23 protein-coding genes are annotated in these 23,611 nt (G+C 70.5%); 1 reads left to right on the forward strand and 22 read right to left on the reverse strand.

Going from position 1 to position 23,611, the window contains the following annotated elements; translation table 11 throughout:
- Positions 1 to 11: 11 nt before the first annotated feature.
- Genes OXI49_00355 through OXI49_00385 form a run of 7 tightly spaced genes read right to left on the reverse strand, consistent with a single transcriptional unit; the run spans position 12 to position 7,064 of the window.
- A complete protein-coding gene (locus OXI49_00355) occupies positions 12 to 674 on the reverse strand; it encodes a DUF1326 domain-containing protein (GenBank protein MDE2688942.1) in 663 nt (220 codons plus the stop codon).
- Positions 671 to 946 (reverse strand): hypothetical protein, encoded by a 276-nt coding sequence (locus OXI49_00360; GenBank protein ID MDE2688943.1) that lies wholly within the window; start codon positions 944 to 946, stop codon positions 671 to 673. The genes OXI49_00355 and OXI49_00360 overlap by 4 nt, the downstream gene beginning before the upstream one ends.
- A 5-nt stretch (positions 947 to 951) precedes the next feature.
- On the reverse strand, positions 952 to 1,926 hold the full coding sequence (locus tag OXI49_00365) for an FAD binding domain-containing protein (GenBank protein ID MDE2688944.1): 975 nt from the start codon (positions 1,924 to 1,926) through the stop codon (positions 952 to 954).
- Positions 1,926 to 4,055, reverse strand: coding sequence for a xanthine dehydrogenase family protein molybdopterin-binding subunit (locus OXI49_00370; protein ID MDE2688945.1), 2,130 nt, complete (start codon positions 4,053 to 4,055; stop codon positions 1,926 to 1,928). Before OXI49_00370 ends, OXI49_00365 begins: the two co-directional genes overlap by 1 nt.
- Complete coding sequence (locus OXI49_00375; GenBank protein MDE2688946.1) at positions 4,048 to 4,686, reverse strand: (2Fe-2S)-binding protein; 639 nt, start codon at positions 4,684 to 4,686, stop codon at positions 4,048 to 4,050. Before OXI49_00375 ends, OXI49_00370 begins: the two co-directional genes overlap by 8 nt.
- A 57-nt stretch (positions 4,687 to 4,743) precedes the next feature.
- A complete protein-coding gene (locus OXI49_00380) occupies positions 4,744 to 5,865 on the reverse strand; it encodes a site-2 protease family protein (GenBank protein ID MDE2688947.1) in 1,122 nt (373 codons plus the stop codon).
- Positions 5,862 to 7,064: a pyridoxal phosphate-dependent aminotransferase gene (locus OXI49_00385; GenBank protein MDE2688948.1), complete on the reverse strand. Its 1,203-nt coding sequence runs from the start codon at positions 7,062 to 7,064 to the stop codon at positions 5,862 to 5,864. The genes OXI49_00380 and OXI49_00385 overlap by 4 nt, the downstream gene beginning before the upstream one ends.
- Here OXI49_00385 and OXI49_00390 point away from each other — a divergent pair.
- Entirely contained in the window at positions 7,063 to 8,952 is a 1,890-nt protein-coding gene (locus OXI49_00390; GenBank protein MDE2688949.1) for a thioredoxin family protein, read from the forward strand. The two genes, OXI49_00385 and OXI49_00390, sit on opposite strands and share 2 nt — an antisense overlap.
- A 7-nt stretch (positions 8,953 to 8,959) precedes the next feature.
- Here the strand turns inward: OXI49_00390 and OXI49_00395 are convergent, their stop codons facing one another.
- The 15 genes from OXI49_00395 to OXI49_00465 form a co-directional block, all read right to left on the reverse strand.
- Positions 8,960 to 10,060 (reverse strand): hypothetical protein, encoded by a 1,101-nt coding sequence (locus OXI49_00395; protein MDE2688950.1) that lies wholly within the window; start codon positions 10,058 to 10,060, stop codon positions 8,960 to 8,962.
- Positions 10,061 to 10,173: 113 nt separating this feature from the next.
- The gene (locus tag OXI49_00400; protein MDE2688951.1) at positions 10,174 to 10,803 is read right to left on the reverse strand and encodes a ribonuclease HII; all 630 of its coding nucleotides are present in this window, start codon (positions 10,801 to 10,803) and stop codon (positions 10,174 to 10,176) included.
- Positions 10,804 to 10,844: 41 nt separating this feature from the next.
- A complete protein-coding gene (rplS, locus tag OXI49_00405) occupies positions 10,845 to 11,192 on the reverse strand; it encodes a 50S ribosomal protein L19 (protein ID MDE2688952.1) in 348 nt (115 codons plus the stop codon).
- 125 nt (positions 11,193 to 11,317) lie between these two features.
- Complete coding sequence (gene trmD / locus OXI49_00410; protein MDE2688953.1) at positions 11,318 to 12,040, reverse strand: tRNA (guanosine(37)-N1)-methyltransferase TrmD; 723 nt, start codon at positions 12,038 to 12,040, stop codon at positions 11,318 to 11,320.
- Complete coding sequence (gene rimM / locus OXI49_00415) at positions 12,022 to 12,582, reverse strand: ribosome maturation factor RimM (protein MDE2688954.1); 561 nt, start codon at positions 12,580 to 12,582, stop codon at positions 12,022 to 12,024. Before rimM ends, trmD begins: the two co-directional genes overlap by 19 nt.
- A 41-nt stretch (positions 12,583 to 12,623) precedes the next feature.
- Positions 12,624 to 12,869: a KH domain-containing protein gene (locus OXI49_00420; protein ID MDE2688955.1), complete on the reverse strand. Its 246-nt coding sequence runs from the start codon at positions 12,867 to 12,869 to the stop codon at positions 12,624 to 12,626.
- 14 nt (positions 12,870 to 12,883) lie between these two features.
- Entirely contained in the window at positions 12,884 to 13,138 is a 255-nt protein-coding gene (gene rpsP, locus OXI49_00425; protein MDE2688956.1) for a 30S ribosomal protein S16, read from the reverse strand.
- Positions 13,139 to 13,272: 134 nt separating this feature from the next.
- Complete coding sequence (gene ffh / locus OXI49_00430; protein ID MDE2688957.1) at positions 13,273 to 14,586, reverse strand: signal recognition particle protein; 1,314 nt, start codon at positions 14,584 to 14,586, stop codon at positions 13,273 to 13,275.
- The gene (locus OXI49_00435; protein MDE2688958.1) at positions 14,586 to 17,162 is read right to left on the reverse strand and encodes an MMPL family transporter; all 2,577 of its coding nucleotides are present in this window, start codon (positions 17,160 to 17,162) and stop codon (positions 14,586 to 14,588) included. Before OXI49_00435 ends, ffh begins: the two co-directional genes overlap by 1 nt.
- Before the next feature lie 55 nt (positions 17,163 to 17,217).
- Positions 17,218 to 17,832 carry a CDP-diacylglycerol--glycerol-3-phosphate 3-phosphatidyltransferase gene (gene pgsA, locus OXI49_00440; GenBank protein ID MDE2688959.1) on the reverse strand — a complete coding sequence of 205 codons (615 nt, stop codon included), beginning with the start codon at positions 17,830 to 17,832 and terminating at the stop codon, positions 17,218 to 17,220.
- 20 nt (positions 17,833 to 17,852) lie between these two features.
- On the reverse strand, positions 17,853 to 20,543 hold the full coding sequence (alaS, locus tag OXI49_00445; GenBank protein ID MDE2688960.1) for an alanine--tRNA ligase: 2,691 nt from the start codon (positions 20,541 to 20,543) through the stop codon (positions 17,853 to 17,855).
- Complete coding sequence (locus OXI49_00450) at positions 20,537 to 21,061, reverse strand: regulatory protein RecX (protein MDE2688961.1); 525 nt, start codon at positions 21,059 to 21,061, stop codon at positions 20,537 to 20,539. Before OXI49_00450 ends, alaS begins: the two co-directional genes overlap by 7 nt.
- Positions 21,062 to 21,089: 28 nt before the next feature.
- Positions 21,090 to 21,776, reverse strand: coding sequence for an RsmE family RNA methyltransferase (locus OXI49_00455; GenBank protein ID MDE2688962.1), 687 nt, complete (start codon positions 21,774 to 21,776; stop codon positions 21,090 to 21,092).
- 10 nt (positions 21,777 to 21,786) lie between these two features.
- Positions 21,787 to 22,956, reverse strand: a complete 1,170-nt coding sequence (dnaJ, locus tag OXI49_00460; protein ID MDE2688963.1) for a molecular chaperone DnaJ — start codon at positions 22,954 to 22,956, stop codon at positions 21,787 to 21,789.
- A gap of 8 nt (positions 22,957 to 22,964) precedes the next feature.
- Positions 22,965 to 23,603: a nucleotide exchange factor GrpE gene (locus OXI49_00465; protein ID MDE2688964.1), complete on the reverse strand. Its 639-nt coding sequence runs from the start codon at positions 23,601 to 23,603 to the stop codon at positions 22,965 to 22,967.
- Positions 23,604 to 23,611: the final 8 nt, after the last annotated feature.

Raw genomic sequence — 23,611 nt, forward strand, 5'->3', positions numbered from 1 at the left:
GGCTCTTGGTGCTAGCGGCTGAACCGACCCACGAAGGTGCTCCGCTTGCCGGGGCTCTTCCAGGTGGCGCCCAGGCCCGGACCCTGCCAGGTGTGCTCGATGGCGACGCCGGGGACGACTCCGTCCGTCGGCGCCAGCGGTGGATAGAAGACCGTCTCGTTGCCGCAGAGGTGGTCCCGGTGGTCGAGCGGCCGCGTCTTCACCGTGGCCAGCCTGCCCGCCGAGACCGAGGCAGCCCCGTTTGGCCGCAGATCGAACGTGACGTCCGCCGCTTCCACCAGGGCCACATCCGCAAGGAGGACGCCCCCCATGCCGCGCGCGAACCCTTCGAGCGCCGAGCGCTGCGGCCCGTCCGCGGCCGCGTCCACGATCAGCACGGACTCCGTGGCCCGCGACTCGGCGTACGGATCGCCCAGAGTCGCATCGGACCGTACGACCGCGAGCACCGAGAGGCCCGAAAGATCGACGCCGTCCCAGCCGCCCGTTTCGATCCGCCAGGCCATGATCGCCTCGTTGCCGACCAGCCCGACTTCGGAGTTCGCGAAACAGGGACCGGTGTAGACGTCGGCGGTCCGGGCTTCGACGTACATACCCGAGACTCCGGCCGCCATCGCGGCGGCGGGCACGACCATCAGAAACAGAGCGGGGAAGAGAACTCGTGAAGTGAATCTCATGTCGGCAGGTCTCCGTGGGCCAGGTTTCGGGGGTTTGGGCCGTAACTCTCGAAGCAGCGCCTGCCTTCCCGGCAGTCCTCCCGGGAGGCCACCGCGCCGTCGGGTCCGAGACAGTTCATGCTGTGCGTACACCAGACGAAGCCGTCGTCGATCTCGTGCTGCGGGTCGACGTCCGTACCCGGCTCCACCGGCGCCAGGGCCATGAACATCGTCTTCCAGCGCAGCCTCCGGCAGAGTTGCGGCGCCTGGGGAATGCGCGGACGGTCGGCCATCGCGTTCAGATCTCCATCCCGGCGGCGCGGCCGAGCGCTCGCCGTACCGCGGTTCGGGCAAGCTGGACCTTGTACCGGTTGCCGCTCATCGGCCGGGCGCCCTCCACCGCCGCATTCGCGGCCGCGGCGACCGTCTCCGGCGTCAGTTCCCGCCCGGACAACAGGTCGCCTGCCGCCGTCGCCACGTGGGGCACGGGCGCGGCGTGGCCGAGCACGATCCGCGCACGCTCCGTTCGCGGTCCCGAGCCGGTGAGGGACACGGCGGCCGCCATCAGCGGCCAGTCCAGCGCGCGGCGCTGGCGGACTTCGTACACGGCCGACCGAGATCCCTCGACGGTGGCTTCGACGCCGACCAGGAGCTCGCCCGGCGCCAGCGTGTTCTCACGCTCTCCCGAGCTCAGGGGCGCACGGTACAGCGCCTCCACCGGCAGCCGGCGCTCACCGGCCGGCCCGTGAACGACTGCTTCCGCCCCGAGCGCGACCAGCAGCGGCGCCAGGCTGGACGGACTGACGAAACGCGCTTCGCCTTCCGGGAAGATAGCGTGGTAGCGATTGTCGCCGGCCGTCACCATCGAGCGGCCGTCTGCGGCCAGCGCCAGCAGGCCGTAGCCCCGGCGGTAGTACCAGCACCGGGGCCGCTGGAGCAGATCGCCGCCGACCGTGCCCATCGCCCGCAACTGCGGGCTGGCGACGCCGTCGATCGCAACGGCCAGAGCGGGCAGGGCCGCGATCGCGCCGTCGTGGTCCCTCAGTTCCTGCAGGGTCGTCATGGCGCCGACGCGGAGCATGCCGCCGTCGAGCTCGATTCCGGAGAGACCCGGCACGCCGCGAAGCGCGACCAGCCGATCGACCCGTTCGACATCGTCCTTGAGCAGACTCAGAAGATCCGTGCCGCCGGCCAGCGCCTCGCTGCCCTCCGCTTCCAGCAGGCCGACCGCCTGGTCGACGGTCGCCGGCGCGGCGTAACCGAACGGACGCATCAGGCCGGTCCTCCCCGTCCGGCCAGCGCGTCCAGCACGCGGTCGGGGGTCAACGGCAGGTAGGGCACGCGGACGCCGATCGCGTTCGCCACCGCGTTGCTGATCGCGGCGCCCGGCGAGATGACCGGCGGTTCGCCCAGGCCGATCACGCCGCGCTCGTCGTAGCCCGGGCCGGTCATCATGTGAACCTCGAGCGACCCCACATCAACGAGACCGGCGAGCTTGTAGAACTCCATGTCCGCGTTCAGGAGCCTGCCGCTCACCGGATCCGGAATCCACTCCTCGTAGAGCGCGTAGCCGACGCCCATGATCAGGCCGCCGTAGACCTGGCTCTCCGCCAGCCGGCGATTGATGATCAGGCCGCAATCCTGGACCGCGATCATCCGCTCGACCTGCACGACACCGGTCTCGATGTCGACTTCCACCTCGGCGATCTGCACGCCGCCCACGCCGCTGGAGATCAGCCGGCCGGGGCCGGGATTGCGGCCCTGAACGCTGATCGGCGCGCCGCCGATCTGGGCCGCCGCCTCGCGCCAGGACATCCCCCGAGCCGAATCCCCGTCCACGAACACACGGCCACCCCCGGCGACCAATTGCTCCGGCTCGGCCTCGAGCCGCGGCGCCACGTGGACGAGCACCTCGCGCAGGGCGTCCTGCGCGGCCCGCCGGGTAGAGGCGGTGACTCCGCCGACCGTTGAACTGCCGCCGGACGGGCCGGACTGCGGGTACACGTTGTCGCCAAGAGACACCCGTACCTGGCTGAGTTCGAGGCCGAAGGTCTCGGCGAGCACCTGGGCCACGATCGTGCGCGTCCCGGTGCCGATGTCCTGGCTGCCGATCCGCGCTTCGACCGCGCCGTCGGGATGGACGGTCACGTCGCAGTTGCTCGAGTGGCCGCGGCCGCCCCAGGTGTGGACGGAGACGCCGAGCCCACGGTGGACGGCGCCCTCGCGCGCTCGCCCACGCGGCTGCCAGCGCTCCTTCCAGGACGTCATCTCGCCGGCGATCGCCAGTTGCTCCCGGTAGGTGTCGGCCCGGCCGGTCAGGTCCAGGTTGCGTTCGAGAAAGTCGATCGGGTCGAGACCCAGCTCGTCGGCCAGGTCGTCCAGGACGGCCATCGTCAGGAAGCACGCCTGCGGATGGTTGGGCGCCCGCCAGGCCCTGGAACCAGCCAGGTTCGTCGGCACGGAGGTGTGGCGGGTGCGGCGGTTCGGCAGCCTGCTGAAGACGTACGGCAGGGGCGTCTGGCCCGTGCCCGGAAGGCCTCCGGAACCCCAGGAGTCCGAGTCCCAGGCCACGAGCCGGCCCTGCTCGTCGGCCGCCGCCCGGATGCGGGCGAAAGCGGACGGCCGGCTGCCCGCAACGGTCACTTCCTGGTCCCTCTCGAGGAAGAGCTTCACCGGCGCTCCCGCCTTGCGCGCCAGCTCGGCGCCGACGATGCCCCAGCGGTCGGGCGAGAACTTCGAACCGAAGCCGCCGCCCATGTACTCGGTCCGGATCCGTACCTGGCTCGCGGGCACGCCGAGCTCCGTCGCGAACTGCCCGGCCAGGGTCGAGACCGCCTGCGTCGAGGCGTGAACCTCCAGCTCGTCGCCGTCCCAGGAACAGACCTGGCCATGCGGCTCCAGGCACATGTGGGCCATCTGGGGCATGCCCAGTGTCCGCTCCACCGTGCGATGGGCGGCGGCGAAGGCGGCGTCAGGGTCGCCTTCGGTCCTCTCACCGGCGGCCCTGGCATCGGGCGCGCCATCGCGGTTCTCTTCGGTGACGAAGTGCGGAAGCACCTCGTAGTCGACCCGAATCGCCCGCAGCGCGTCGCGCGCCACCTCCTCGGTGACGGCGGCGACGGCCGCGACCTCGTCGCCGGCCCACTGGATCTCGGCGCCCTCTCCCTGGATCACGTGGACCACGCGTACGCCGGACATCGCCTCGGCCGCGGACGTGTCGATCCCGACGATCCGGGCATGGGCATGCGGGCAGGTCAGGATCTTCGCCGCCAGCAGGCCACTCGGGTTCTGGTCGGACGGGTACTTCGCGAAACCGGTCGACTTGACCGGGCCGTCGAGCCGCGCCGGCCGCGACCCGATCAGCGCCCTCCGGTCCGCCTCGGGCCAAGAGTAGTCAGCCACCGCTCACTCCTCCACCCACGGCGCCCTCGACCACGGCGCGAATGCCCTTGTAGGTCCCGCAGCGGCAGAGATTGCCGCCCAAGCCAGCTTCGATCTCCTGTTCGGATGGCGCCGGGTGACGCGCGAGCAAGGCCGCGGTCGCCACGACGAAGCCGGGCGTGCAGTACCCGCACTGCTGCGCGTCGTTCTCGACGAAGGCCTGCTGCACGTCGTGCATGGCGTCCGGCGAACCCAGTCCCTCCACCGTCGTGATGCTGCGTCCCGCGGACTCGATCATCAGGCGGCTGCACGCGTAGATCGGACGGCCGTCCTCGAGGACGGTGCAGGCGCCGCAGGTGCCGCGGTCGCAGACCCGTTTCGGACCCGTCACGTCGAGCCGGTCGCGCAGGCCGTCGAGCAGGGTGACACGCGGCTCCACCGCCAGCCGGCGGGCGACGCCGTTCACCTCGAGTTCAACCTCCACTGGGCCCGGACCGACCGTTTCCGGCGCTTCCGCGTCGGTCGCGGCCGCGGCGCCGGCGGCCTCACCGGTCAGGAGGCCCGCGGCCAGACCGCCCGAGAGGGCGCCCGCGGCGCCGCTGCGCAGGAACGATCGGCGAGAGAGTCCTGACCGCTTTGCGTCGTCCGTCACGCGCCCACCCTCAGTTCATGCGAATCGGAAGCCGCCACTCTACCAGTTGGAGGCGACTCAGGTGCTTGCTCCCGCGTCGCGATGTCGCAGCCGGCGACACACCTCGACGAATTGCGAAAGCCCGTCCGCCGTGAGCATCCCCTGCAGCTCGTGGTCGCGAACGACCCAGAGCGCCCGAGCCGGACTCTGCAGTTCCCGGAGCACGTCCAGCAGGTCGCAGTCCTCCGCCACCGTCAGCGGGTCCCGGTTCATGAGCTCCAGCAGGGGCGTGTCGGCCGGGAAGCGGGTCACCGACTCGAGCAGGCGCTCCCGATCCACTTCGCCGGCCACCCTGCCCCAGCCGTCGACCACCGGGAACTGGCGCTGCGTGGTCGAGAGCAGCAGGCGCACCGCCCACTCGATCGTGTCCTGGGGCGCCAGGCGCTCGCAGCGGGTCATCATCGCCTCGGCCGCCCGGCGGCCCTGCAGCACCTGGAGGGTCTTGACCAGGGAGGACTCGCGGCTCGCGCCCAGCAGGATGAAGAACGCCGTCAGGAACAGGAACAGGTTGAACGCCACGCCGAACTGCCAGGGGACGATGGCCGCCAGGCCGATCAGACCGGCAACGACCATGCCCAGACGGGTGGCGACCTTGGTCGCCCGCTCCTGGCCCATGGCGAACGAGAGAGCCGAGCGGAGGATGCGCCCGCCGTCGAGCGGGAACGCGGGGAGCAGATTCAGCGCGAACAGGCAGAGGTTGCCGACCAGCAGCCACTGGAGCGCCGACGCCACGTCGACCACCGCTCCGGCGCCCACCGGCGGGAGCCCCGCGACCGTCAGCCCGACGAAGAGCACGACCGCCAGGACCAGGTTGAGCAGCGGACCGGCGGCGGCGATTGCCAGTTCGACCTTGCCCTTGGGATAGCCGTCCAGACGGGCCACTCCGCAGACCGGCGTGAGGACGATGTCACGGGTCTCGATGCCGAACCGCCGCGCCATGAGGGCATGGCCGAGTTCGTGGACGATGACGCTCATCAACAGGCCCACGACGACAAAGGTCAGCAGCAGCGCGCTGCTGCCCATGTCGGGCGCCAGCACGGCGAGCCAGACGAACAGGAGGATGAACGTGAAGTGGATCCGCACCCTGATTCCGAACAGCGTCAGCATGTGAAAGGCGAGGCCGCGCGCCAGGGGTCTCATCCCACTCGACCCCCCGCGGCAACGGACGGAACGACCCGCCCGATCGATCGGCCGAGGACCCGGACCAGGCCGTCGAGCCCTGCAGCCAGCTCTTCGTCGCTGCAGGCGAAGGAGAGGCGGATGTGGCCTTCGCAGCCGAAGGCGGAGCCGGGTGTGGTGGCGACGCGAGCCTCCTCCAACAGGCGGCGGCAGAGGGAAGCCGAGTCGGGACACGCCTCGTCGAGACAGGCTCTCACGTCCGGAAACGCGTAGAAGGCGCCGGCCGGCGGCGGGCAGACGACTCCGGGCACCCGTTCCAGCTCCCGGAGCACGACCTGCCGGCGGCGCGCGCAGGCCGCGACCAGCGCCGCCGACTCGGGCGGCTCCTCCGCCAGGATCGCCTCAGCCCCCGCCATCGCGAAGGAGGTCGCGTTCGAGGTCACATGGCTCTGGACGGCGGCCGCGGCCGCGACCACCTCGGCCGAACCGAGCAGGTAGCCCACCCGCCAGCCGGTCATGGCGTAGCTCTTCGAGAAGGAACCGACCAGTACCGCCGTGTCCGGGTAGCGGGCGGCCAGCGCCGCGACGCTGGCGTGCCGCCGGCCGTCGTACACGAAGCGCTCGTAGGTTTCGTCGGAGACCAGGAGCGCGCCCCGCTCTGCGCAGGCTGAAGCCAGGCGCTCGAGATCGAGGATGGAGGCGACGGCGCCGGTGGGGTTGCACGGCGTGTTCACGATCACCGCCCGCGTCCGCTCCGTCATTGCCGCGATGAGTGGCTGCGCCCGGATGGCGAATCCGTCCTCCGCCGCCATCGGCACGGTGACGGCTTCGGCCCCCGCGAGTCGCACCTGGGCCGGAATACTGACCCAGGCCGGGGTGTGCACGACAGCCTCGTCGCCGGGCGAAAGGAACGCGCGGGCAAGCTGGTACAGGGCCGCCTTGGCGCCCACCGTGACCAGCGTGTTGGCGGCGCTCCACGGCGCGCCCTGCGCACTGTAGCGATCGGCCAGCAAGGCTCTCAGCTCGGCCGTGCCCTCCAGCACCGTATACTTCGTCCGGCCCTCGTCCAGAGCCCGTTGCGCAGCCTTCACGGCTGTCCCGGGCGAGGGAAAGTCGGGCTCTCCGGCACCCAGGTCGAGGACCTCGATTCCCTCACGGCGAAGCTCGGCTACCCGCCGGGTAACCGCCATCGTGGCCGACTCGCGCTCACCGGAAGGCATGAAACAGGATCGTAACAGCAGCAAGGCGCTCGGAACGGCCGTCCTTCTCACGGCTGGACTGGCGCTGGCCGTGGCGGCGAACGGCCAGTTCAGAACGCCGCAAATGGCTTCGCTCGAGGCCTTTGCCGATCTCACTTCCTACGCCCCCGGCGACTTCGTGCGCATCGCCGCAGTGATCAACATTGAGGACGGCTGGCACATCCAGAGCCACACACCGACTTTCGATTACCTGATCGCCACCGAGATCGCCTTCGAGCTGCCCGTCGACTGGCCGCAGCCGGATGTCCGCTATCCCGACCACATCATGTGGCAGTTCGGGTTCTCGGAGGATCTCCTCGCGGTCTATGAGCACGAAGCGGTGATCCACGCGGGATTCGATCTGCCCACGAACGCGACAGCCGGTGTCGTCGACGTGTCGGCCGAACTCCTCTATCAGGCCTGTGACGACATCCAGTGCCTGCCGCCGATCACGGCCGAGGCAACGGTCTCGCTCGAGATCGGAACCACCGGCGAGCCGACCGGGCATCCCGCCTTCGCGGCCCCGCCAACGCCGCCACCCGACAACGCGGGGGGCCTGAGCCTCTTCGCCGCGCTGATCCCGGCACTGCTGGGCGGCCTGATCCTGAACGGCATGCCGTGCGTCCTGCCGATCGTCTCGCTCAAGCTCTTCGGGTTCGCTCAGGCGTCCGGCAAGCCACGCCGGGAGATCGTCGGCGGCGCCCTGATGACGACCCTGGGCATCCTGGTCTCGTTCTGGGCGCTGGCCGGAGCGACGCTGCTCGCCCGCTCCGCCGGGCAGGCGGTCGGATGGGGCATCCAGTTCCAGAACCCCGTGTTCGTGACCTTCCTGGCCCTGGTGCTCACCCTGTTCAGCCTGAACGTCTGGGGCCTGTTCGAGATCCAGTTGCCGCACGCACTCGCCAACCGGCTAGGCGGCCACACGCATTCGGCGGACGAGGGGCACTCGCACTCGCACTCGCACTCGCACTCCGCGCCCGCCGCCAACCACCAGGCCGGAGGCGGAGCTGGCTACTCCGGGCATTTCTTCTCCGGCGTGTTCGCCACCCTGATGGCCACGCCCTGCTCGGCGCCCTTTCTGGGCACCGCGGTCGGCTTCGCGCTGAGCCAGCCGGCGGCCACGATCGTCTTCGTGTTCACCGCGGTCGGCATCGGCCTCGCCACTCCCTACCTGCTGTTGGCCGCCATGCCACGCGCCACGCGGCTGCTGCCACGGCCCGGCGAGTGGATGGCGACGCTGCGCGGCGTCATGGGCTTTCTGATCGCCGGCACGACGATCTGGCTGCTCTACGTGCTCGCGGCCCAGATGGACAGCGCCCGGCTCGCCTTCCTGGAGATCGGCCTGCTCACCCTGGCCCTGTTCATCTGGCTGCAGAGCCGCAGCCAGAAGACGGGTCTGCGCGTCTTCGGTCGCGCCGGCGCGGTCGCAGCGGCCCTCCTGGTGCTGCTGCTCGCGAACGGCGCGACCGCCCAATCCCGCGGCCCCGGCGCCACGGCAGGCGGCGTGCAGGTCCTGGACTGGGTGCCGTTCGACCCGGTCCAGGCCGAGACGCTTGCCGCCGAAGGCCGGCTGGTCTTCGTCGACGTCACCGCGGACTGGTGCGCGACCTGCAAAGTGAACGAGCGCCTCGTGCTCGAGACCGACGAGACGGCCGAGCTCTTCGACCGCTACGAAGTGGTCGCGATGAAGGCCGACTGGACCAACCGGAACGACGACATCGCCCGTTACCTGGCGAGCTTCGGCCGCTACGGCATCCCGTTCTACGCCCTCTACCGCCCCGGACAGGAGCCCCACGTGTTCAGCGAACTGCTGCGCGGCGGCAGGCTGGAGGAAGCGATCAGGAACTCAGCCGGCGACGCGGCCGGCTGAGGCGGGCTCAGAACGGTCGCCCCGGCGCCGCCACGAAGACATCCCCCTCGCCTTCTTCGTTCACGGTGAAGATCCGGTCGAGCCGGCGCACAGTGGCGCCGGCGTCGAAGTCCAGGCACAGGTCCGCGCCGTCCAGCATCCCGACGGCGCCCTCGGCGCTGTCCGCGAACAGGACGGCCCAACGGTCGCCGACATGAACGAGATCACCCGGCGCCGGCGAACCCCCGCCCGGAGCGCTCCACGCGGTGCTGCCGTCGAGCGGCGCGAGTTCCCATGTCAGGTCCTCCCAGGTGACGCCGCCCGCGGCGAGAATGTCCCGCAGCACGGAAACCTGGCTGAAGGCGAGCCGGTCGTCGTGAAGCTGCTGCAGCCGGGCGACGGCCGAAGGGTCCCATCCGTCCCCCTCCCGCTGGATTCCAGGCAGACCGAAGACCGCCGACGGGGTACCCAGCGCCCCCGCCAACCGCGCCTCGAGCCGGGTGCCGTCGGGGGGAGCGGGTGACTTCACGCGCTGATCCGGGACCAGGGCGTCCTCGTCGATCGCGGCCTCGACCCAGACCTGGTAGCGGAGGGTGCCGAAGTCCCGGTCGATGTCGGGACCGTCGTTCTCGAGCCAACCGTCGAAGTGGGCGTCGAGCGTGCCGTCGATCGACCAGGCACTGCCCCACTCGGGCCGGAAGAAGGGCTCGTAGGCGAAACGCTCGACATCGGCGGCTTCTTCCAGCTCCCGGAACGGAACGCCGTGCTCGACGCTGAACCAGAGCATCCGCACCCAGCCCAGACCTCCGATCCGTTCCGGGGGAAGCGCCTCGAACCGGCGACCGTCGATCTCGACCTGGGGAACGGCGCTGTAGTAAACGGGTTCGCCCGCTTCGTCGCCGCGGCGCGGCTCCGTGGCCAGCACGGCGTGCAGACGAAAGCCCTGGCCGGCGGCCATCTCGATGTCGCCCGTCCTGGCCACGCCGTCGCCCCCGACCTCGACGCCGACCCAGGCGGCCGACAGGGTCGGCGCACGCAACCGCTCCGCCCGCGGCAGGAACCAGAGAACCGCCGCCGCCACCGCGACGATCACGCCGATGATCAGGAACAGCAGGCGATTCCCTTGCATAAGGGGATCCTAGGAGCTTGCGCCGCAGAACGCTACGCGTGAGCTCAAGGCGCAAGCTCCCGGGAGAGGACGGGATGGGCCGAAACACCGAGCCTGCGAGGGGTTTCGGGGCGCTAGCCTCTGGTCTCTTCCCCCCGCTCGGGCAGCACGGAGCGGAAGGTGAGGCGATGAAGCGGCGTCGGCCCCAGCTCGCGCAGCGCGGCGCGATGACGTTCCGAGGCGTAGCCCTTGTGGCTGGCGAAGCCGAAGCCCGGGTACTGCCGGTCGTACGCCCTCATCATCCGGTCCCGGTCCGTCTTGGCGATGATCGAGGCGCAGGCGACCGCGAAGCTGAGCGAATCCGCCCGCACCAGCGGCAGCGTCGGGACGGCGGCGCCGCGGACTTCCACCTCGTCAAGCGGCACGGCATCGACCAGGGCGACCGCGGGTCGAACGGCCAGCGACCGCAGGGCCAGCCGCATCGCCCGGCGCGTCGCTTCGAGCACGTTGACGCGGTCGATCAACGCCGCGTCGCCGACGCCCGTGGCCCAGGCCACCGCCCTCTGCTTGATCGTCCGCGCCAGCCGTTCCCGCTGTTTCCGGGAGAGCCGCTTGCTGTCGTTGACGCCGGGAATCAGGCAGTCCGGACCCACGACGACAGCCGCCGCCACGACCGGACCGGCGAGACAGCCGCGCCCCGCTTCGTCGATCCCGGCAACGAGTTCATAGCCGGCCGCCGCGAACTGATCCTCGAGCCCGCGCATCAGGCGCAGGCGATACGTCTCGGTGAGTAGCGCCGCCGCCTTCAGCGGTCGCGACGCTCCTCGATCCGGGCGGCGCGTCCGCGGAGCTTCCGCAGGTAGTAGAGCTTCGCGCGCCGGACCTTGCCGCGGCGAACGACCTCGATCTGGCCGATCACCGGCGAATGGAGCGGGAAGATGCGCTCGACCCCGATTCCGCCCGAGACCTTGCGCACGGTGAAGGTCTCCCGGGTGCCGCTGCCGCGCCGGGAGATGACCACGCCCTGGAAGATCTGGATGCGCTCCTTGGCGCCCTCCCGGACCCGGACGTGGACCTTGACCGTGTCTCCGGCCCGGAAGTCCGGCAGGCCATCCCGCACGTACTCCTGCTCAACCTGCTGTAGATCGTGCATTGCGTGTCACCTGTACCTCGGCCGCGAGTCCTGTCCCGCGCCCTGTTGTCTCCTGGCGAACTTCACTCCCCTCATCCCGCGGCCGGTCGCTGCTGACCGCGGATCGCGAAGCGGCAGGAGGCGGATTATCGCCTGTTCGACGCCCCGGGCGCAACCTCTTGACCGCCAGGGTCTCCAGCCAGCAGGTCCGGCCGCTTGCGGCGCGTCGCTTCGAGCGCCTGCTCGCGCCGCCAGGCGTCGATGCGCGCATGGTCGCCGGATCGCAGCACCTCGGGCACGTCGATTCCCTCGACGGTCCGCGGGCGGGTGTAGTGCGGATGGTCGAGCAGGCCCGAGCGGAAGCTCTCGTTCTCGACGGATTCCGGCCGGCCGACCACACCGGGGATGTGCCGCGACACCGCCTCGATGACCGTCATGGCCGGCACCTCGCCGCCGGAAAGAACGTAGTCGCCGACGGAAAGCTCGGAGTCGACGACCAGCATCCGCACCCGCTCGTCGATCGCCTCGTAGCGTCCGCACAGGAGCATCAGCCGCTCCTCACCCGCCAGGCTGCGCACCCTGGCGTCGTCCAGGCGCTCACCCTGCGGCGAGAGCAGGATGCGGTGAGGCCGCGGGCCGTCGCCGGCAATCGCGCGCACGGCATGGAGCCAGGGAGGCGCGGTCATCACCATTCCGCCGCCGCCGCCGTACGGCTCGTCGTCGACGCTCCGGTGCGGATCGTCCGTGTAGTCGCGGAGGTCGTGGACGTGAACCTCGAGCAGGCCGGCGGCGATCGCCCGGCCGATCAGGCTCGCCGCCAGGAACTCCCGGAAGACGGCGGGGAAGATCGTTATGACGTCGATCCGCATACCTCGATCAGTCCCTCCGGCAGGTCGCTCTTGATCAGGCCTGCGCCGATATCGATCTCCGGCAGCAGCGCGCCGGCGAACGGAACCAGCACCGAGCCGCCGTCACGCGCCGCCACGTCGAGCAGGACGCCGCCACCGTCCTCCACCACCGCGGCGACCTCCCCGAGTTCTCCAAGCCTCCTGTCGACGACCCGGCAGCCCACGAGCTGGAAGTAGTAGAACGTGCCGTCCTCGGCCGCAGGAACCTGGTCCTCCGGCACCTCGAGCAGGGCGCCGCGGAGCGCCTCCGCGCCGTCGCGGTCCGTCACGTCGGCGAAGCGCACGAGCTGCATGCCGCGATGCGGCCGGCTCGACGCCACCTCCAGCCGCCGGACCTGGCCCCCTACCTCGGCGAGAAGCCTGGAGCCCTTCCGGAACCGGTCCGGATTCTCGCTGTCCGCGTCGACCAGCACCTCGCCCCGCAGTCCGTGGGCACGCAGGACGGCGCCGACCGTCACCATCTCCGCTCCTTCGCTACCGGTCGACTGCGGCGGCTGTTTCATCTCTGGCCCTTCGGGAGTGCGGACCGCCCGCCACCTGACTGTCAGTCGGGTTCGACGATCTCGACCTCGTAGTACTCGCCGGCCTCGGCGCCCCGGACTTCCAGCAGGGCGCGCAGCGACCTGACGCTCCGTCCCTGGCGGCCGATCACGCGTCCGAGTTCCTCCGGCGCGACCTCGACCTGCAGGACGATCGCGTCCTCCTCCTCGATCTCCTCGACGCGGACCGCGTCCCCGCGATCCACCATCGACCGGACGACGCAGGCGAGCTGATCGGCGACCTCCGACATGACCGCGGACCGCTCTACGATTCCGCGGCGCTCGCCGCGGCCGCCCGCCGCACCAGGCCGCGGACGGTGTCAGTGAGCTGCGCTCCGCGCGCCACCCAATGGTCGATGCGGTCCGACTTCAGCCGGATGACCGCCGGGTCCTTGCAGGGGTCGTAGTGCCCGACCTCCTCGATCACCGCCGACGTCGGCACCTTGCGGCTGTCCGACACCACGATGCGGTAGAAGGGTCTGTGGCGCGAACCCATGCGCCGGAGTCGTATCTTCACCATGTCAGGATCTTCCAGAGTTCAGGATTCTTCCGGGTCGTTCAGGCGCCCGCTCCACGGCAGTGCCGGGGCCGAGGCAGCGGCGCAGTCTAGCAGCAGAACGGCGTGCGGGAAGGCAAGCGCTGCGCCGCATCCACTTACGTCCCGCGGATCCCCTGCATCCACTTGCCCCGGGTGCGCTTCATCAGCTTCCGCATCTGGCGGTACTGCCGGAGCAACTGGTTCAGTTCCTGGACGGTGCGGCCGGAGCCGCGGGCGATGCGGCGGCGCCGGCTGGCGTTCAGGATCGCGGGCTTGCGGCGTTCGCGCGGCGTCATCGAGTCGATCAGCGCGGTGATGGCGACCAGGCGGCTCTCGTCCACCGCGCCCGCCAGGTCGGCGCCGCGGAACTGACCGGGAAGAAGCTCCAGGAGCTGGGACAGCGGCCCCATGCGTCGCAGTTGGCGCAACTGGTCGCGCAGGTCCTCGAGGGTGAACTCCTGGCGCGCAATGCGCTCGGCGAGGCGCTCCGTTTCCTCGCGGTCGACGACCCGCTCGGCCTTCTCGATCAGGGACAGCACATCGCCCATGCCGAGGATGCGGGAAGCGATGCGGTCCGGCGCGAAGGACTCCAGGTCTTCGAGCTTCTCGCCGACGCCGACGAAGCGGAGCGGCACCTCGGTGACGACCCGGAGCGACAGCGCGGCGCCGCCGCGGGCGTCGCCGTCGAGCTTGGTCATCACCGCGCCGGTGAGCGGAGCGCCCTCGGCGAAGGCGGCCGCACTCCGCACCGCGTCCTGCCCGGTCATCGCGTCGCAGACGAAAAGGGTCTCGCAGGGGTCGACGCGGTCCGCCAGCGCCACGAGTTCGGCCATCGACTCCGCGTCCACGTGCAGGCGGCCCGCGGTGTCGAAGATCAGCGTGTCGAAGCCGCCGTCGCGAGCCGCCGCCAGAGCACGGCTCGAGAAGGCCGGCAGATCCTCCCCGGCCCCGGGTTCGATGACCGTGGCGCCGGCCGCGGCGCCGACCTGCCTGAGCTGCTCCACCGCCGCGGCCCGCTGAAGGTCTCCGGCCGCCAGCACCGGGTTCCTGCCCTGCCCGCGAAGCCGCACCGCCAGCTTGCCGGCGGTCGTCGTCTTGCCCGAGCCCTGGAGGCCGCAGAGCAGCACCACCGCCGGCCGGCCCGTGAGCTCGAGCTCCGCGCCCGGCTCCCCCAGCACCGCGATCAGCTCATCGCGGACGATCCGGATCATTTGCTGGTCCGGGGTCAGGCTGCTCAACACCTCCTCGCCCAGCGCCAACTCCTGGACCCGGGCGATGAAGGAGCGGACCACCCGGACGTGGACGTCGGCCTCCAGGAGCGCGAGGCGGATCTGCCGCACGGCCCGCCGCACCTGATCCTCCGAGATCCGGCCTTCCGAGCGCAGGGAGCGGAAGACTCCCTGGAGCTTGTCCTGCAGACCCTCGAACATCAGGTTCCCCGCGCCGCGCGCCGTCGCCAGCCGAGCGCCACCAGGGCCGGCAGCAGCGTGATCGAGACCAGGGCCGTGGCCACCGCGCCGAGGATGGCGACAATGCCCATCGAGCGAAGTCCCGGGTAGTGCGACAGCGCCAGCGAGCCGAAGCCGACGCTCGTCGAGGCGGCGGCGAGCACGATCGCCTTGCCGGTCTCGCCCAGGGCCTCTACCAGCCGCTCGCCCTCGAGCGCCGCCGGGCCGAAGCCGATCTCACGCCAGCGGTGCACCATGTGGACGCCGTAGTCGACGCCGATGCCGATGATCATCGTGACGACGAAGACGTTGAAGAAGTTCATGTCGAGCCCGGCCAGGACCATGACCCCGAGCATCCATACCACGCCGACCGACAACGGCAACAGGGACAGAAGAGTGCTCAGCAGCCAGCGATAGTCCAGGAAGAGAAGCAGCGCCACCAGGACGAAGCCGAGGATCGAGGCGGTGACGGCGTCGATCCGGATGCCGTTCCGGAGCCTCTCGCCCACCACGTTGACCCCCGACAGGGCCGCCTGGGGACCTAGGCGCTCGACCATCTCCGAAGCCCCGGGCGGCGCGCTGCGACGCCACTGACCCGGTGGCGGATACAGGTAGACGACGAGCTTCGGCTCGCTCTCGTTCCGGCTCATGTAGCGCTCCAGCAGCCGCTCTATCCCCGGGTCGGCACGCAGCGAGGACAGCGTCACCGTTGTCCGGTCCGCCGCGGCGTCGGCGAGGAGGTCGATGCCCGCCTGGAACGGCGCCGCCCGAAGACCCTCTTCCGTCGCGTACCGCTCGAACAGGGACTGCAGCCGCTGCCGCTCGAAGAGGTCCCGGCGCTCGTCCAGCCACTCGTGTGCCGCCGCCTGCCGGCCTGGCAGCGGAACCAGGCTGCCGATGCCGTTCACGCCGGTCAGGATGCCGCTGTCGACCAGGGTTCCGGCCTCCTCTTCGGCCCGGTGCGAGAGCTCCATGACTTCCTGCTCTGTCGCGCCCGAAAGCACGACCATCGTCGGTCGGAGCCCCGAGCCGAAGTACTCGGAAACCTCGTCCTCCACCTCGACGCCCGGGTTTCCCTCCGGGCGAAGCTCCCGGATCGCGTCCTCGAACTCCAGCCGGGGAGCGACGGCGCCGGCGGCCGCCGTGACCGCCACGCAACAGCAGATGACGGTGAGCGGCCGCTGGAAGCTCCAGCGCACGAGGCGGCGAGCGCCCAGCCCATGAAGAACCAGCCGGGGCTGCCTTCCCGAAGCCGGGCGGTGATCTTCCCGCCAGGCGAGCATCGCCGGCAGCAGCAGGAGGACCGAAACCATGCAGAACAGGATGCCGGTGCCGGTCAGGAGGCCCATCTGACGAAGCCCCACGAAATCGGTCACCAGGAACGCGTAGAACGTCGCCGCCGTAGTGATCGCGCCGGTCCAGACCGCCCTGCCCGAGGAGCGGCTCATCGCCACCAGCGCCGCATCCAGGCCGGCGCCCCGGCGCCGTTCCTCGACGTAGCGGCCGTAGGAGACGATGACGAAGTCGATCCCGAGACCGACCAGGAGCGCCGCGAAGCCGCTGGTCAGTGCGTTCAGCTCACCCAGCACCGTGCCGGCGAAGCCGAAAGCGAGCACCAGACCGAAGGCGAGCGGAACGAAGGCATAGGCGATGAGGCCGACACGCCGGAACGCAAGAGCGAACAGGAGCAGGACGCCGATCAGCGAAGTGGCCATGTTCGAGATCAGCCCGGTCACGATCGTGCCCGCGTCCGAGACCGCCGTCACATAGGTGCCGCCGAAGGCCACGTCGGGGAGCGGCAGCAGTTCGCCGTCCCGATCCTCACCTCCGATCTCGGGCCAGCGCCTCCCGAGGTCGGCGGCCAGCTCTTCCACCTCCGCCAGCAGTCGGCGGCCGAACTCGACCTCCTGCGCCGGTTCGGCCGGCCGCGCGATCAGGAGCGCGCGCGACCGGTCGTCGGACAGGAAGTAGCCCGTCGCCCAGTCGAAGGGTGGGCCGCCGCGGGTGAGTTCGAACTGATCGAGGAACACCTCGTGGATGCCCAGCGGATCGAGCAGGAACAGTTCGCGAAGCGCCAGGCCCTCCGGCGTGGCCAGCCGGCGGCTCAGCTCCTCGACCTTTCGCCTGAGTCCGTCATCGGTCAGCCGACTCGCCACCTCCTCGCGCCCCTTCTCGTCGAGATAGACGAACGCGTGGGCGAAGAAGGTCTCGGCCAGCTCCTCCACATCCAGGGTGTAGTCGACGTAATCGATCTCCTCGAGCGCCTCCATCGAGGAGCCCAGCTCCTCCACGAACGACAGGTACGGATCAAGCGGCACGTCCGGCGGCAGGCGGACCAGAACGAGCAGGTAGTCGAGGCTGCCGAAGTCTTCGATGGTCGACCGGAAGGTCGTGACCACCGGGTCGTCCTTCGGCAGCAGATTCAGGATCTCCGTGTCGAACCGGAGTCGCGTCGCCGACCACACGGAGAGGACGACCAGCACGGCCCCAGCCAGGAACACGGCCCGATGGCGGCGCCGGGCGAAGGCGGCCAGCCAGGCCAGGACGGACTGGATCATCGCCGCCGCTCCACGCCGGCGACGGGAAGCGCCGGCGTGGCCGGGGAGCACACGGTCATTGCTCCGGGGATGCCCCGAACGCTTCGAGCACGCGCCGGCCGTTGCGCACGAAGTACTCGATGCCGGAGTAGAGCGTCGCGACCAGGGCCACCCACAGCGACACGGGCGCCAGCAGGTCGAACGAACCGAGCTGGTCCGAGATGATCAGCAGCGAGATGGCGACGATCTGGGTCACCGTCTTCACCTTGCCCGCGAAGCTCGCCGCGAGGACGACGTCCTGGGCCGCCGCCAGCGAACGCAGCGACGAGACGGCGAACTCACGCGCGATGACTACGACGACCATCCAGGCCGGCGCCAGACCGAGACCGACCAGGGAGATGAACGCGGCCGAGGTGAGGATCTTGTCCGCCGCCGGGTCGAGGAGCTTGCCGAGCGCCGTCACCTCCTTGCGCCGGCGGGCGAGGAAGCCGTCCAGGAAGTCGGTCAGCGAAGCGACCAGGAACAGTCCCAGGCCGATGAACTCCCGGCCCTCGATCTGCGTCAGCAGGACGACGACGAGCAGCGGGACGATCAGGATACGGCTCAGCGTCAGCGCGTTCGGCAGGTTGAGCCCGGCGCGCAGCAACGCCCCCGTCGCGGGCCGCTGCCGTTCCGCTTCCCGCCCGGTCACGTTTCCTGCCTCCGGCACCCTTAGGAGTTCGCGCTGCTCAGGCTGTCTTCGATGAGCCGTTCGGCGGCGGCGAAGGCCGAATTCAGGTTGTCGGCCCGGCCTCCCGCCTGGGCGAAGTCACGGCGGCCGCCGCCGCTTCCCGAGATCGCAGATCCCATGGCTCGCGCCACGGCCGCCGCGTCGATCCGGTCCTGGAGGTCCTTCGTTACCGAGGCGACGAGTTTCACCTTGCCGTCGTCCCGGGCGCCGAGCACGACGACACCGGATCCCAAACGGCCCCGCAGCACATCAGCGAGGCTGCGAAGCTCGCCCACGTTCGAGACCGGCACTTCGCGCAGGACGACCTCGACGCCGCGAATGGACCGCGTGTCGCCGCCGTCTTCCTGACCGGGAGCTGGCTTGCCTCCGCCGGCGAGCACGCCGAGCCTGAGTTGGGACAGCTCCCGTTCGACCTCGCGCAGCCGCTCCTTGAGCGCTCGCACCTCGGCCGCGGCGTGTTCTCCGTCGGCGCCGATCTCGCGTTCGAGTGTCGCCAGCAAGTGCGCCTGACTCCGGCGCAACCGGTCGGCGCGGTCGCCGGCGAGCGCCTCGATCCGGCGGACCCCGGCCGCCACGCCGCGCTCGCCGACCAGGGCCACCGGGCCAATCTCGCCCGTGTTACCGACGTGACAGCCGCCACAGAGCTCGAGGCTGAACCCCGGCACTTCGACGGTGCGCACGCGGTCGCCGTACTTCTCGCCGAACAGGGCCATCGCGCCGGCCGCCACCGCCTCGTCGTACGAACGCTCGCCGATCTCAAGCGGCACGGCGCGCCGCACCCACTCGTTGACGGTGTCCTCGATCGCTTCCTGCTGCTCTTCCGTGACCGGGGCGCCGTGCGTGAAATCGAAGCGCAACCGGTCCGGGTGAACCAGGGAACCTGCCTGACGCACCCCGGCGCCGAGGTGCTGGCGCAGGGCCGCGTGCAGGAGGTGGGTCGCGGTGTGGTGGCGCTGTGTGGCTTCCCTCTTTTCGCGGTTGACCTCGAGTTTCACGTCGGTACCGGCTTCGATGGCGCCGTCTGTGATCTCTAACTGATGCAGGACGTAGGGACCCTGACGCTGCGTATCCACGACTCGCGCCTCGCCATCGGGTCCCGTCACCAATCCGACATCGCCGACCTGTCCACCTGCCTCGGCATAGAAAGGAGTCCGATCGAACACGGCAAACCCAGAACCGGCGAGTTGTTGAGTGGCTTCCGTTTGCACCTCCCGAGTCGCCATGAAGCCCAGGACTTGGGCCTCCGCTTCCAACTGCCCATAGCCGACGAACTCGATCTCAGGCTGAACCGTCTTCACGGCGATGCTCGTACTTCCCGCCGCCCCCGCTAGCGGTGGGAGCTTGATTTCGACGACACCCGCTGCCTTCGTCCCAGCCCGCGAGCGCTCCCGCTGCTGCGCCAGCGCCGCCTCGAACCCCTCCTCGTCGATCGAGAACTGCTCCTCCTCGGCAATCTCCCGTACCGACTCGATCGGCAGGCCGAACGTGTCGTAGAGGCGGAAGACCTGCTCGCCGCCGAGCACGGACCCGCCATCGGCACGCGCCTCCTCGATCGCCTGCTGGACCTTCCCGGCGCCGACCGCGACCGTCTCCAGGAACCGGGTCTCCTCGGCGGTGACCGTGGCCGAGGACGGTTCGCGGGCCTTCTCCAGTTCCGGGTAGTGGCCGGCGAACGTCTCCTCGAGCGACGGCAGCAGCGAGGCCATGAAGGGCTCCTCGAAGCCCAGCTTCATGCCGTGGCGCGAGGCGCGGCGAAGAAGCCGGCGTAGCACGTAGCCCCGCCCCTCGTTGCTCGGCAGGACGCCGTCGCCGAGCAGGAAGCCGACCGCCCGGAGGTGGTCGGCGACCACCCGCATGGACACGTCCGCCTCCGGATCCCGGCCGTAGTCGCTCCCCGCCGCGCCCGCCACCGCGGTCAGAATCGGGCCGAACAGATCCGTGTCGTAGTTGGAGTCGACGCCCTGAAGCACCGCGGCCACCCGCTCGAGCCCCGCGCCGGTGTCGATCGACGGGTTCGGCAGCGGCTCGCTCCGGCCGTCCTCGTGACGCTCGAACTGCATGAAGACGAGGTTCCAGATCTCGAGATAGCGCCCCGAACCTTCTCCCTCCTCCCAGCCGACCTTGGGGAGATCCGGCGCCGTGTCGACGAAGATCTCGCTGCACGGACCGCAGGGTCCGGTTTCGCCCATCGCCCAGAAGTTGTCCTTCTCGCCGCAGCGCAGGACCCGCTCCGGCGGCAGGCCGGAGATCCGCAGCCACAGGTCCTCGGCTTCGTCGTCGTCCTCGAACACGGTGGCGAACAGGTGCTCCGGCCTGAGGCCCCACGGACCGGTGACCAGCTCCCAGGCCGACGCGATCGCCTCTTCCTTGAAGTAGTCGCCGAAGGAGAAGTTCCCCAGCATCTCGAAGAACGTGTGGTGCCGGGGACTGGGCCCGACGTTCTCCAGGTCGTTGTGCTTGCCGGACACCCGGAGGCACTTCTGCGAGGTCACCGCGCGCGGCGAGTCCGGCTGCTCGACGCCGAGAAAGTAGTTCTTGAACTGGACCATCCCGGCATTGACGAACAGCAGGGTCGGATCGTCGCGCGGCACGAGGGGCGAACTCGCCACCTCCGCGTGTGCGCGACCGCCGTAGAAGTCGATGAAGCTTCGCCTGATGTCCCGACTCAACATGAGCTTTGGCCCTGCATCTCCGGTTCCGCGACCGCGTCGTCGGCCGCGTCGAACAGGACGGCGCCAATAGTACGGGGAAGGAAGCCCCGGCGTTCCAGGTGCCGGGCCAGGGCGGCGGTATCGCGGGAAGGATGACTCGACCGGAAGCGGGCCGCCACGCCCGCTGCCCGCTCCAGTTCGTCCTCGTCGTCCACCGTCTCGAGCGCCGCACTGGCCGCCGCCTCGTCCGCGCCACGCCTCCGCAGATCGAGTTCGAGACGCCGCCGACCGTAGCCCCGGCGCTTCAGCGACCGCACGAGCATCTGCGCGGTCTCGCCTTCGTTCAGGTGACCGCCATCCGTCAGCCGTTCGACCGCGCTCTCCACCTCGGCCGCCGTGTAGCCACGCTGCCTGAGCTTCGCGCCCAGTTCGGCCGCAAAGTGCGCACGCCGCGCCAGCAGATCGAGCGCGCGGTCGTACGCCGGCTTCGGCGCCCGCTTTCGATTGGGCGTTCCTCGAGTGGACTGGGAGTTCCGCACGTCATTCCTCCAGCGGAGAATAGCGCCGTCACGGCGTCGCGGTCAGGGCAGCGGCGAGCGCGGCCACCGCGGCCGTCTCTGTCCGCAGCACGCGGGGTCCGAGGTGCGCTGGAATCGCACCGCGCCCGGCCAGTTCCTCCATCTCCCGCTCGCTGAAGCCGCCCTCGGGGCCCACCACGACCGCTTCCGCTGATCCCGCGACGGCCATGAACGGCGTCGCGGCGCCGGGATGCAGCGCCACCGACCCGGCCCCGATCGGCGCCTCCCCGAGCGGGACGGGCGCGCCGATCTCGGGCAGCCAGGCGCCTCCGCTCTGTTCGAGCGCCGACTTCGCGACCCGGCGCTGACGCTCCAGAGCCCGTTCCGGCAAGGAACGGCTGGTGCGCTCCGAGACCAGCCACCGCAGTTCGCGCAATCCCAGTTCCGTCGCCTTCTCGACCAGCCAGGCGGCCCGCTCCGGCCGCACGGCGGCCACGAACAGCGCCACGCGCCGGGGCGGCTCGAACACCGGCGCCGCGCCTTCGACCCGCAGGACCGCCCGCCGCGCGGTCACCTCGTTCACCACGGACCAGCGAGCCGATCCGCGACCATCGACGAGGCGCACCTGGTCGCCGACCTTCAGCCGGCGGGCTCGGAACAGATGGCGGTAGTCGGCGCCTTCGACCTCGATCGTTCCACGAGCGAGATCAGAGGCTTCGGTCAGCAGGTGGATCATGTCCGAGGGTTCAGGCCTCGGAACCTCGCTCCGCCTTCCCGCCGCCGCCGGCCGCGGGATCCGTATCCGACTCGTGTCCGGAGAAGAGGTCCTTCACTCGACTGAACAGGCCACGGTCGTCGCGGATCGTGCCGTCGCCGTGCCCGGAGAGTTCGGCCAGCGCCCGCAGGTGCTCGAGCTCATCCTCGGAGAGGTCCCGCGGCCTCGGCACGTTGAGCCGCACCTCGACGATGTGGTTCCCGCGGCCGCGGCCATCGATCCGGGGGATTCCCTCGGACCGCAGCACGAAGGTCGAACCGTGGGGGGTGGCCGGCGGAACCTCCAGCTCGGACGTGCCATGGAGGGTCTCCACGTCCACCGTGCAGCCGAGAACCGCCTGCGGAAAGCCGATGGTGACCGAGCTCAGGACGTCGGCATCGCGCCGGCTGAACCGCTCGTGCGGCTCGACTCCGATCACCACGTAGAGGTCGCCCGGCGGACCGCCGTTCCGGCCGTGCTCCCCCTCGCCGGGAAGTCGGAGGCGGGAGCCGGTATCGACGCCGGCAGGCACCCGAACCTGGATCGAGCGCTGCCGCTCGCTCCGCCCCTGGCCCCGACAATCGGGGCAGGGATCCCGGATGACGCTCCCCGCCCCGCGGCAGTCGGGACAGGTGCGAGCGACGGAGAAGAAGCCCTGGCTGTACTGGACCTGGCCGCGGCCGCCGCACATGCGGCAGGCGATGGGACCGGTCCCGGGGGCCGCGCCGCTGCCGCCGCAGGTCTCGCAGCGCTCGAGCCGCGGAATGCGCAGCTTCGGCTCCACTCCGAAGGCCGCCTCCTCGAACGAAATCCGCAGGTCGTAGCGAAGATCCGCGCCGGCGCGCCGGCGGCGGCCGCCGGTGCGACCGCCGAAGCCGAAGACGTCTCCCAAGATGTCCGAGAAGTCGGCGAAGATCGTGGGGTCGAAGCCGCCGCCGCCCGGAGTGGCCTGGTGCCCGAAGCGGTCGTAGCGTTGCCGCTTGTCGACATCCGAGAGCACGGCGTACGCGTCGGCCGCCTCCTTGAACTTCTCTTCGGCGGCGCTGTCGCCCGGGTTGCGATCGGGGTGGTAGCGGACGGCCAGCTTGCGATACGCCGACTTGATCTCCTGCAGGGTTGCCGAACGGTCGAGGCCCAGGACCTCGTAGTAGTCACGCGGCATGACGTGTCTCAGGCGCCGCCGCCGGTCGCCGCGTCCGCCTCAGCCCCGGTGTCCTCCTCGGGGCCTGCTTCCCGGGAAGCCGCCGGCGACGACGGCACGGCGACCCGGACCATCGCGGCGCGCAGCAGCCGTGACTCCATCGTGTAGCCGGCCTGCAACTCCTGCACGACGGTGGGCTCCTCGACATCGGCGCTCTCTTCCCGCGCCACCGCCTGGTGGACGTTCGGATCGAAGGGCGCGTTCACACCCTCCACCGGCTCGACTGCGAACCGTCGCAGGAGGTCCGCCATCTGACGCCGGATCATCTCGACTCCTGCGCGCAGATCGTCCGCCGACGCCTCAGCCTGAAGCGCCCGGTCCAGGTTGTCGACCACGCCGAGGAACTCGCGCAGCGGACCGGCAGCCGTGTTCCAGCGCGACTCGAGCCGCTCCCGCTCGGCGCGCTTGCGCAGATTGTCGAACTCGGCCGCAGCGCGCCGCAGCCGGTCGACTTCCTCGCTCGCCGCCGCGAGTGCGGCCCGAAGCTCGCTCTCGACATCCGGCGCGGCGTCGTCACGATCCACCGGGGTCTCCTCGCCCGCGAGCGTCCCGTCGCGGCCCTGGTCCTCCACGTGAGAGTCCGGGCTCTCCTTCGCCTCGATCGTCATCGGCCAGG

It is taken from the genome of Acidobacteriota bacterium, from assembly GCA_028875725.1.
Taxonomy (GTDB): Bacteria; Acidobacteriota; Thermoanaerobaculia; order Multivoradales; family Multivoraceae; genus Multivorans.

What these genes read in the sequence shown, in the direction of transcription:
- OXI49_00355 (MDE2688942.1), bottom strand. Translation starts at nt 674, where the DNA reads ATGAGATTCACTTCACGAGTTCTCTTCCCCGCTCTGTTTCTGATGGTC.
- OXI49_00360 (MDE2688943.1), bottom strand. Translation starts at nt 946, where the DNA reads ATGGCCGACCGTCCGCGCATTCCCCAGGCGCCGCAACTCTGCCGGAGG.
- OXI49_00365 (MDE2688944.1), bottom strand. Translation starts at nt 1,926, where the DNA reads ATGCGTCCGTTCGGTTACGCCGCGCCGGCGACCGTCGACCAGGCGGTC.
- OXI49_00380 (MDE2688947.1), bottom strand. Translation starts at nt 5,865, where the DNA reads ATGAGACCCCTGGCGCGCGGCCTCGCCTTTCACATGCTGACGCTGTTC.
- OXI49_00390 (MDE2688949.1), top strand. Translation starts at nt 7,063, where the DNA reads ATGAAACAGGATCGTAACAGCAGCAAGGCGCTCGGAACGGCCGTCCTT.
- OXI49_00385 (MDE2688948.1), bottom strand. Translation starts at nt 7,064, where the DNA reads ATGCCTTCCGGTGAGCGCGAGTCGGCCACGATGGCGGTTACCCGGCGG.
- OXI49_00395 (MDE2688950.1), bottom strand. Translation starts at nt 10,060, where the DNA reads ATGCAAGGGAATCGCCTGCTGTTCCTGATCATCGGCGTGATCGTCGCG.
- OXI49_00400 (MDE2688951.1), bottom strand. Translation starts at nt 10,803, where the DNA reads ATGCGCGGGCTCGAGGATCAGTTCGCGGCGGCCGGCTATGAACTCGTT.
- rplS (MDE2688952.1), bottom strand. Translation starts at nt 11,192, where the DNA reads ATGCACGATCTACAGCAGGTTGAGCAGGAGTACGTGCGGGATGGCCTG.
- trmD (MDE2688953.1), bottom strand. Translation starts at nt 12,040, where the DNA reads ATGCGGATCGACGTCATAACGATCTTCCCCGCCGTCTTCCGGGAGTTC.
- rimM (MDE2688954.1), bottom strand. Translation starts at nt 12,582, where the DNA reads ATGAAACAGCCGCCGCAGTCGACCGGTAGCGAAGGAGCGGAGATGGTG.
- OXI49_00420 (MDE2688955.1), bottom strand. Translation starts at nt 12,869, where the DNA reads ATGTCGGAGGTCGCCGATCAGCTCGCCTGCGTCGTCCGGTCGATGGTG.
- rpsP (MDE2688956.1), bottom strand. Translation starts at nt 13,138, where the DNA reads ATGGTGAAGATACGACTCCGGCGCATGGGTTCGCGCCACAGACCCTTC.
- ffh (MDE2688957.1), bottom strand. Translation starts at nt 14,586, where the DNA reads ATGTTCGAGGGTCTGCAGGACAAGCTCCAGGGAGTCTTCCGCTCCCTG.
- OXI49_00435 (MDE2688958.1), bottom strand. Translation starts at nt 17,162, where the DNA reads ATGATCCAGTCCGTCCTGGCCTGGCTGGCCGCCTTCGCCCGGCGCCGC.
- alaS (MDE2688960.1), bottom strand. Translation starts at nt 20,543, where the DNA reads ATGTTGAGTCGGGACATCAGGCGAAGCTTCATCGACTTCTACGGCGGT.
- OXI49_00455 (MDE2688962.1), bottom strand. Translation starts at nt 21,776, where the DNA reads ATGATCCACCTGCTGACCGAAGCCTCTGATCTCGCTCGTGGAACGATC.
- dnaJ (MDE2688963.1), bottom strand. Translation starts at nt 22,956, where the DNA reads ATGCCGCGTGACTACTACGAGGTCCTGGGCCTCGACCGTTCGGCAACC.
- OXI49_00465 (MDE2688964.1), bottom strand. Translation starts at nt 23,603, where the DNA reads ATGACGATCGAGGCGAAGGAGAGCCCGGACTCTCACGTGGAGGACCAG.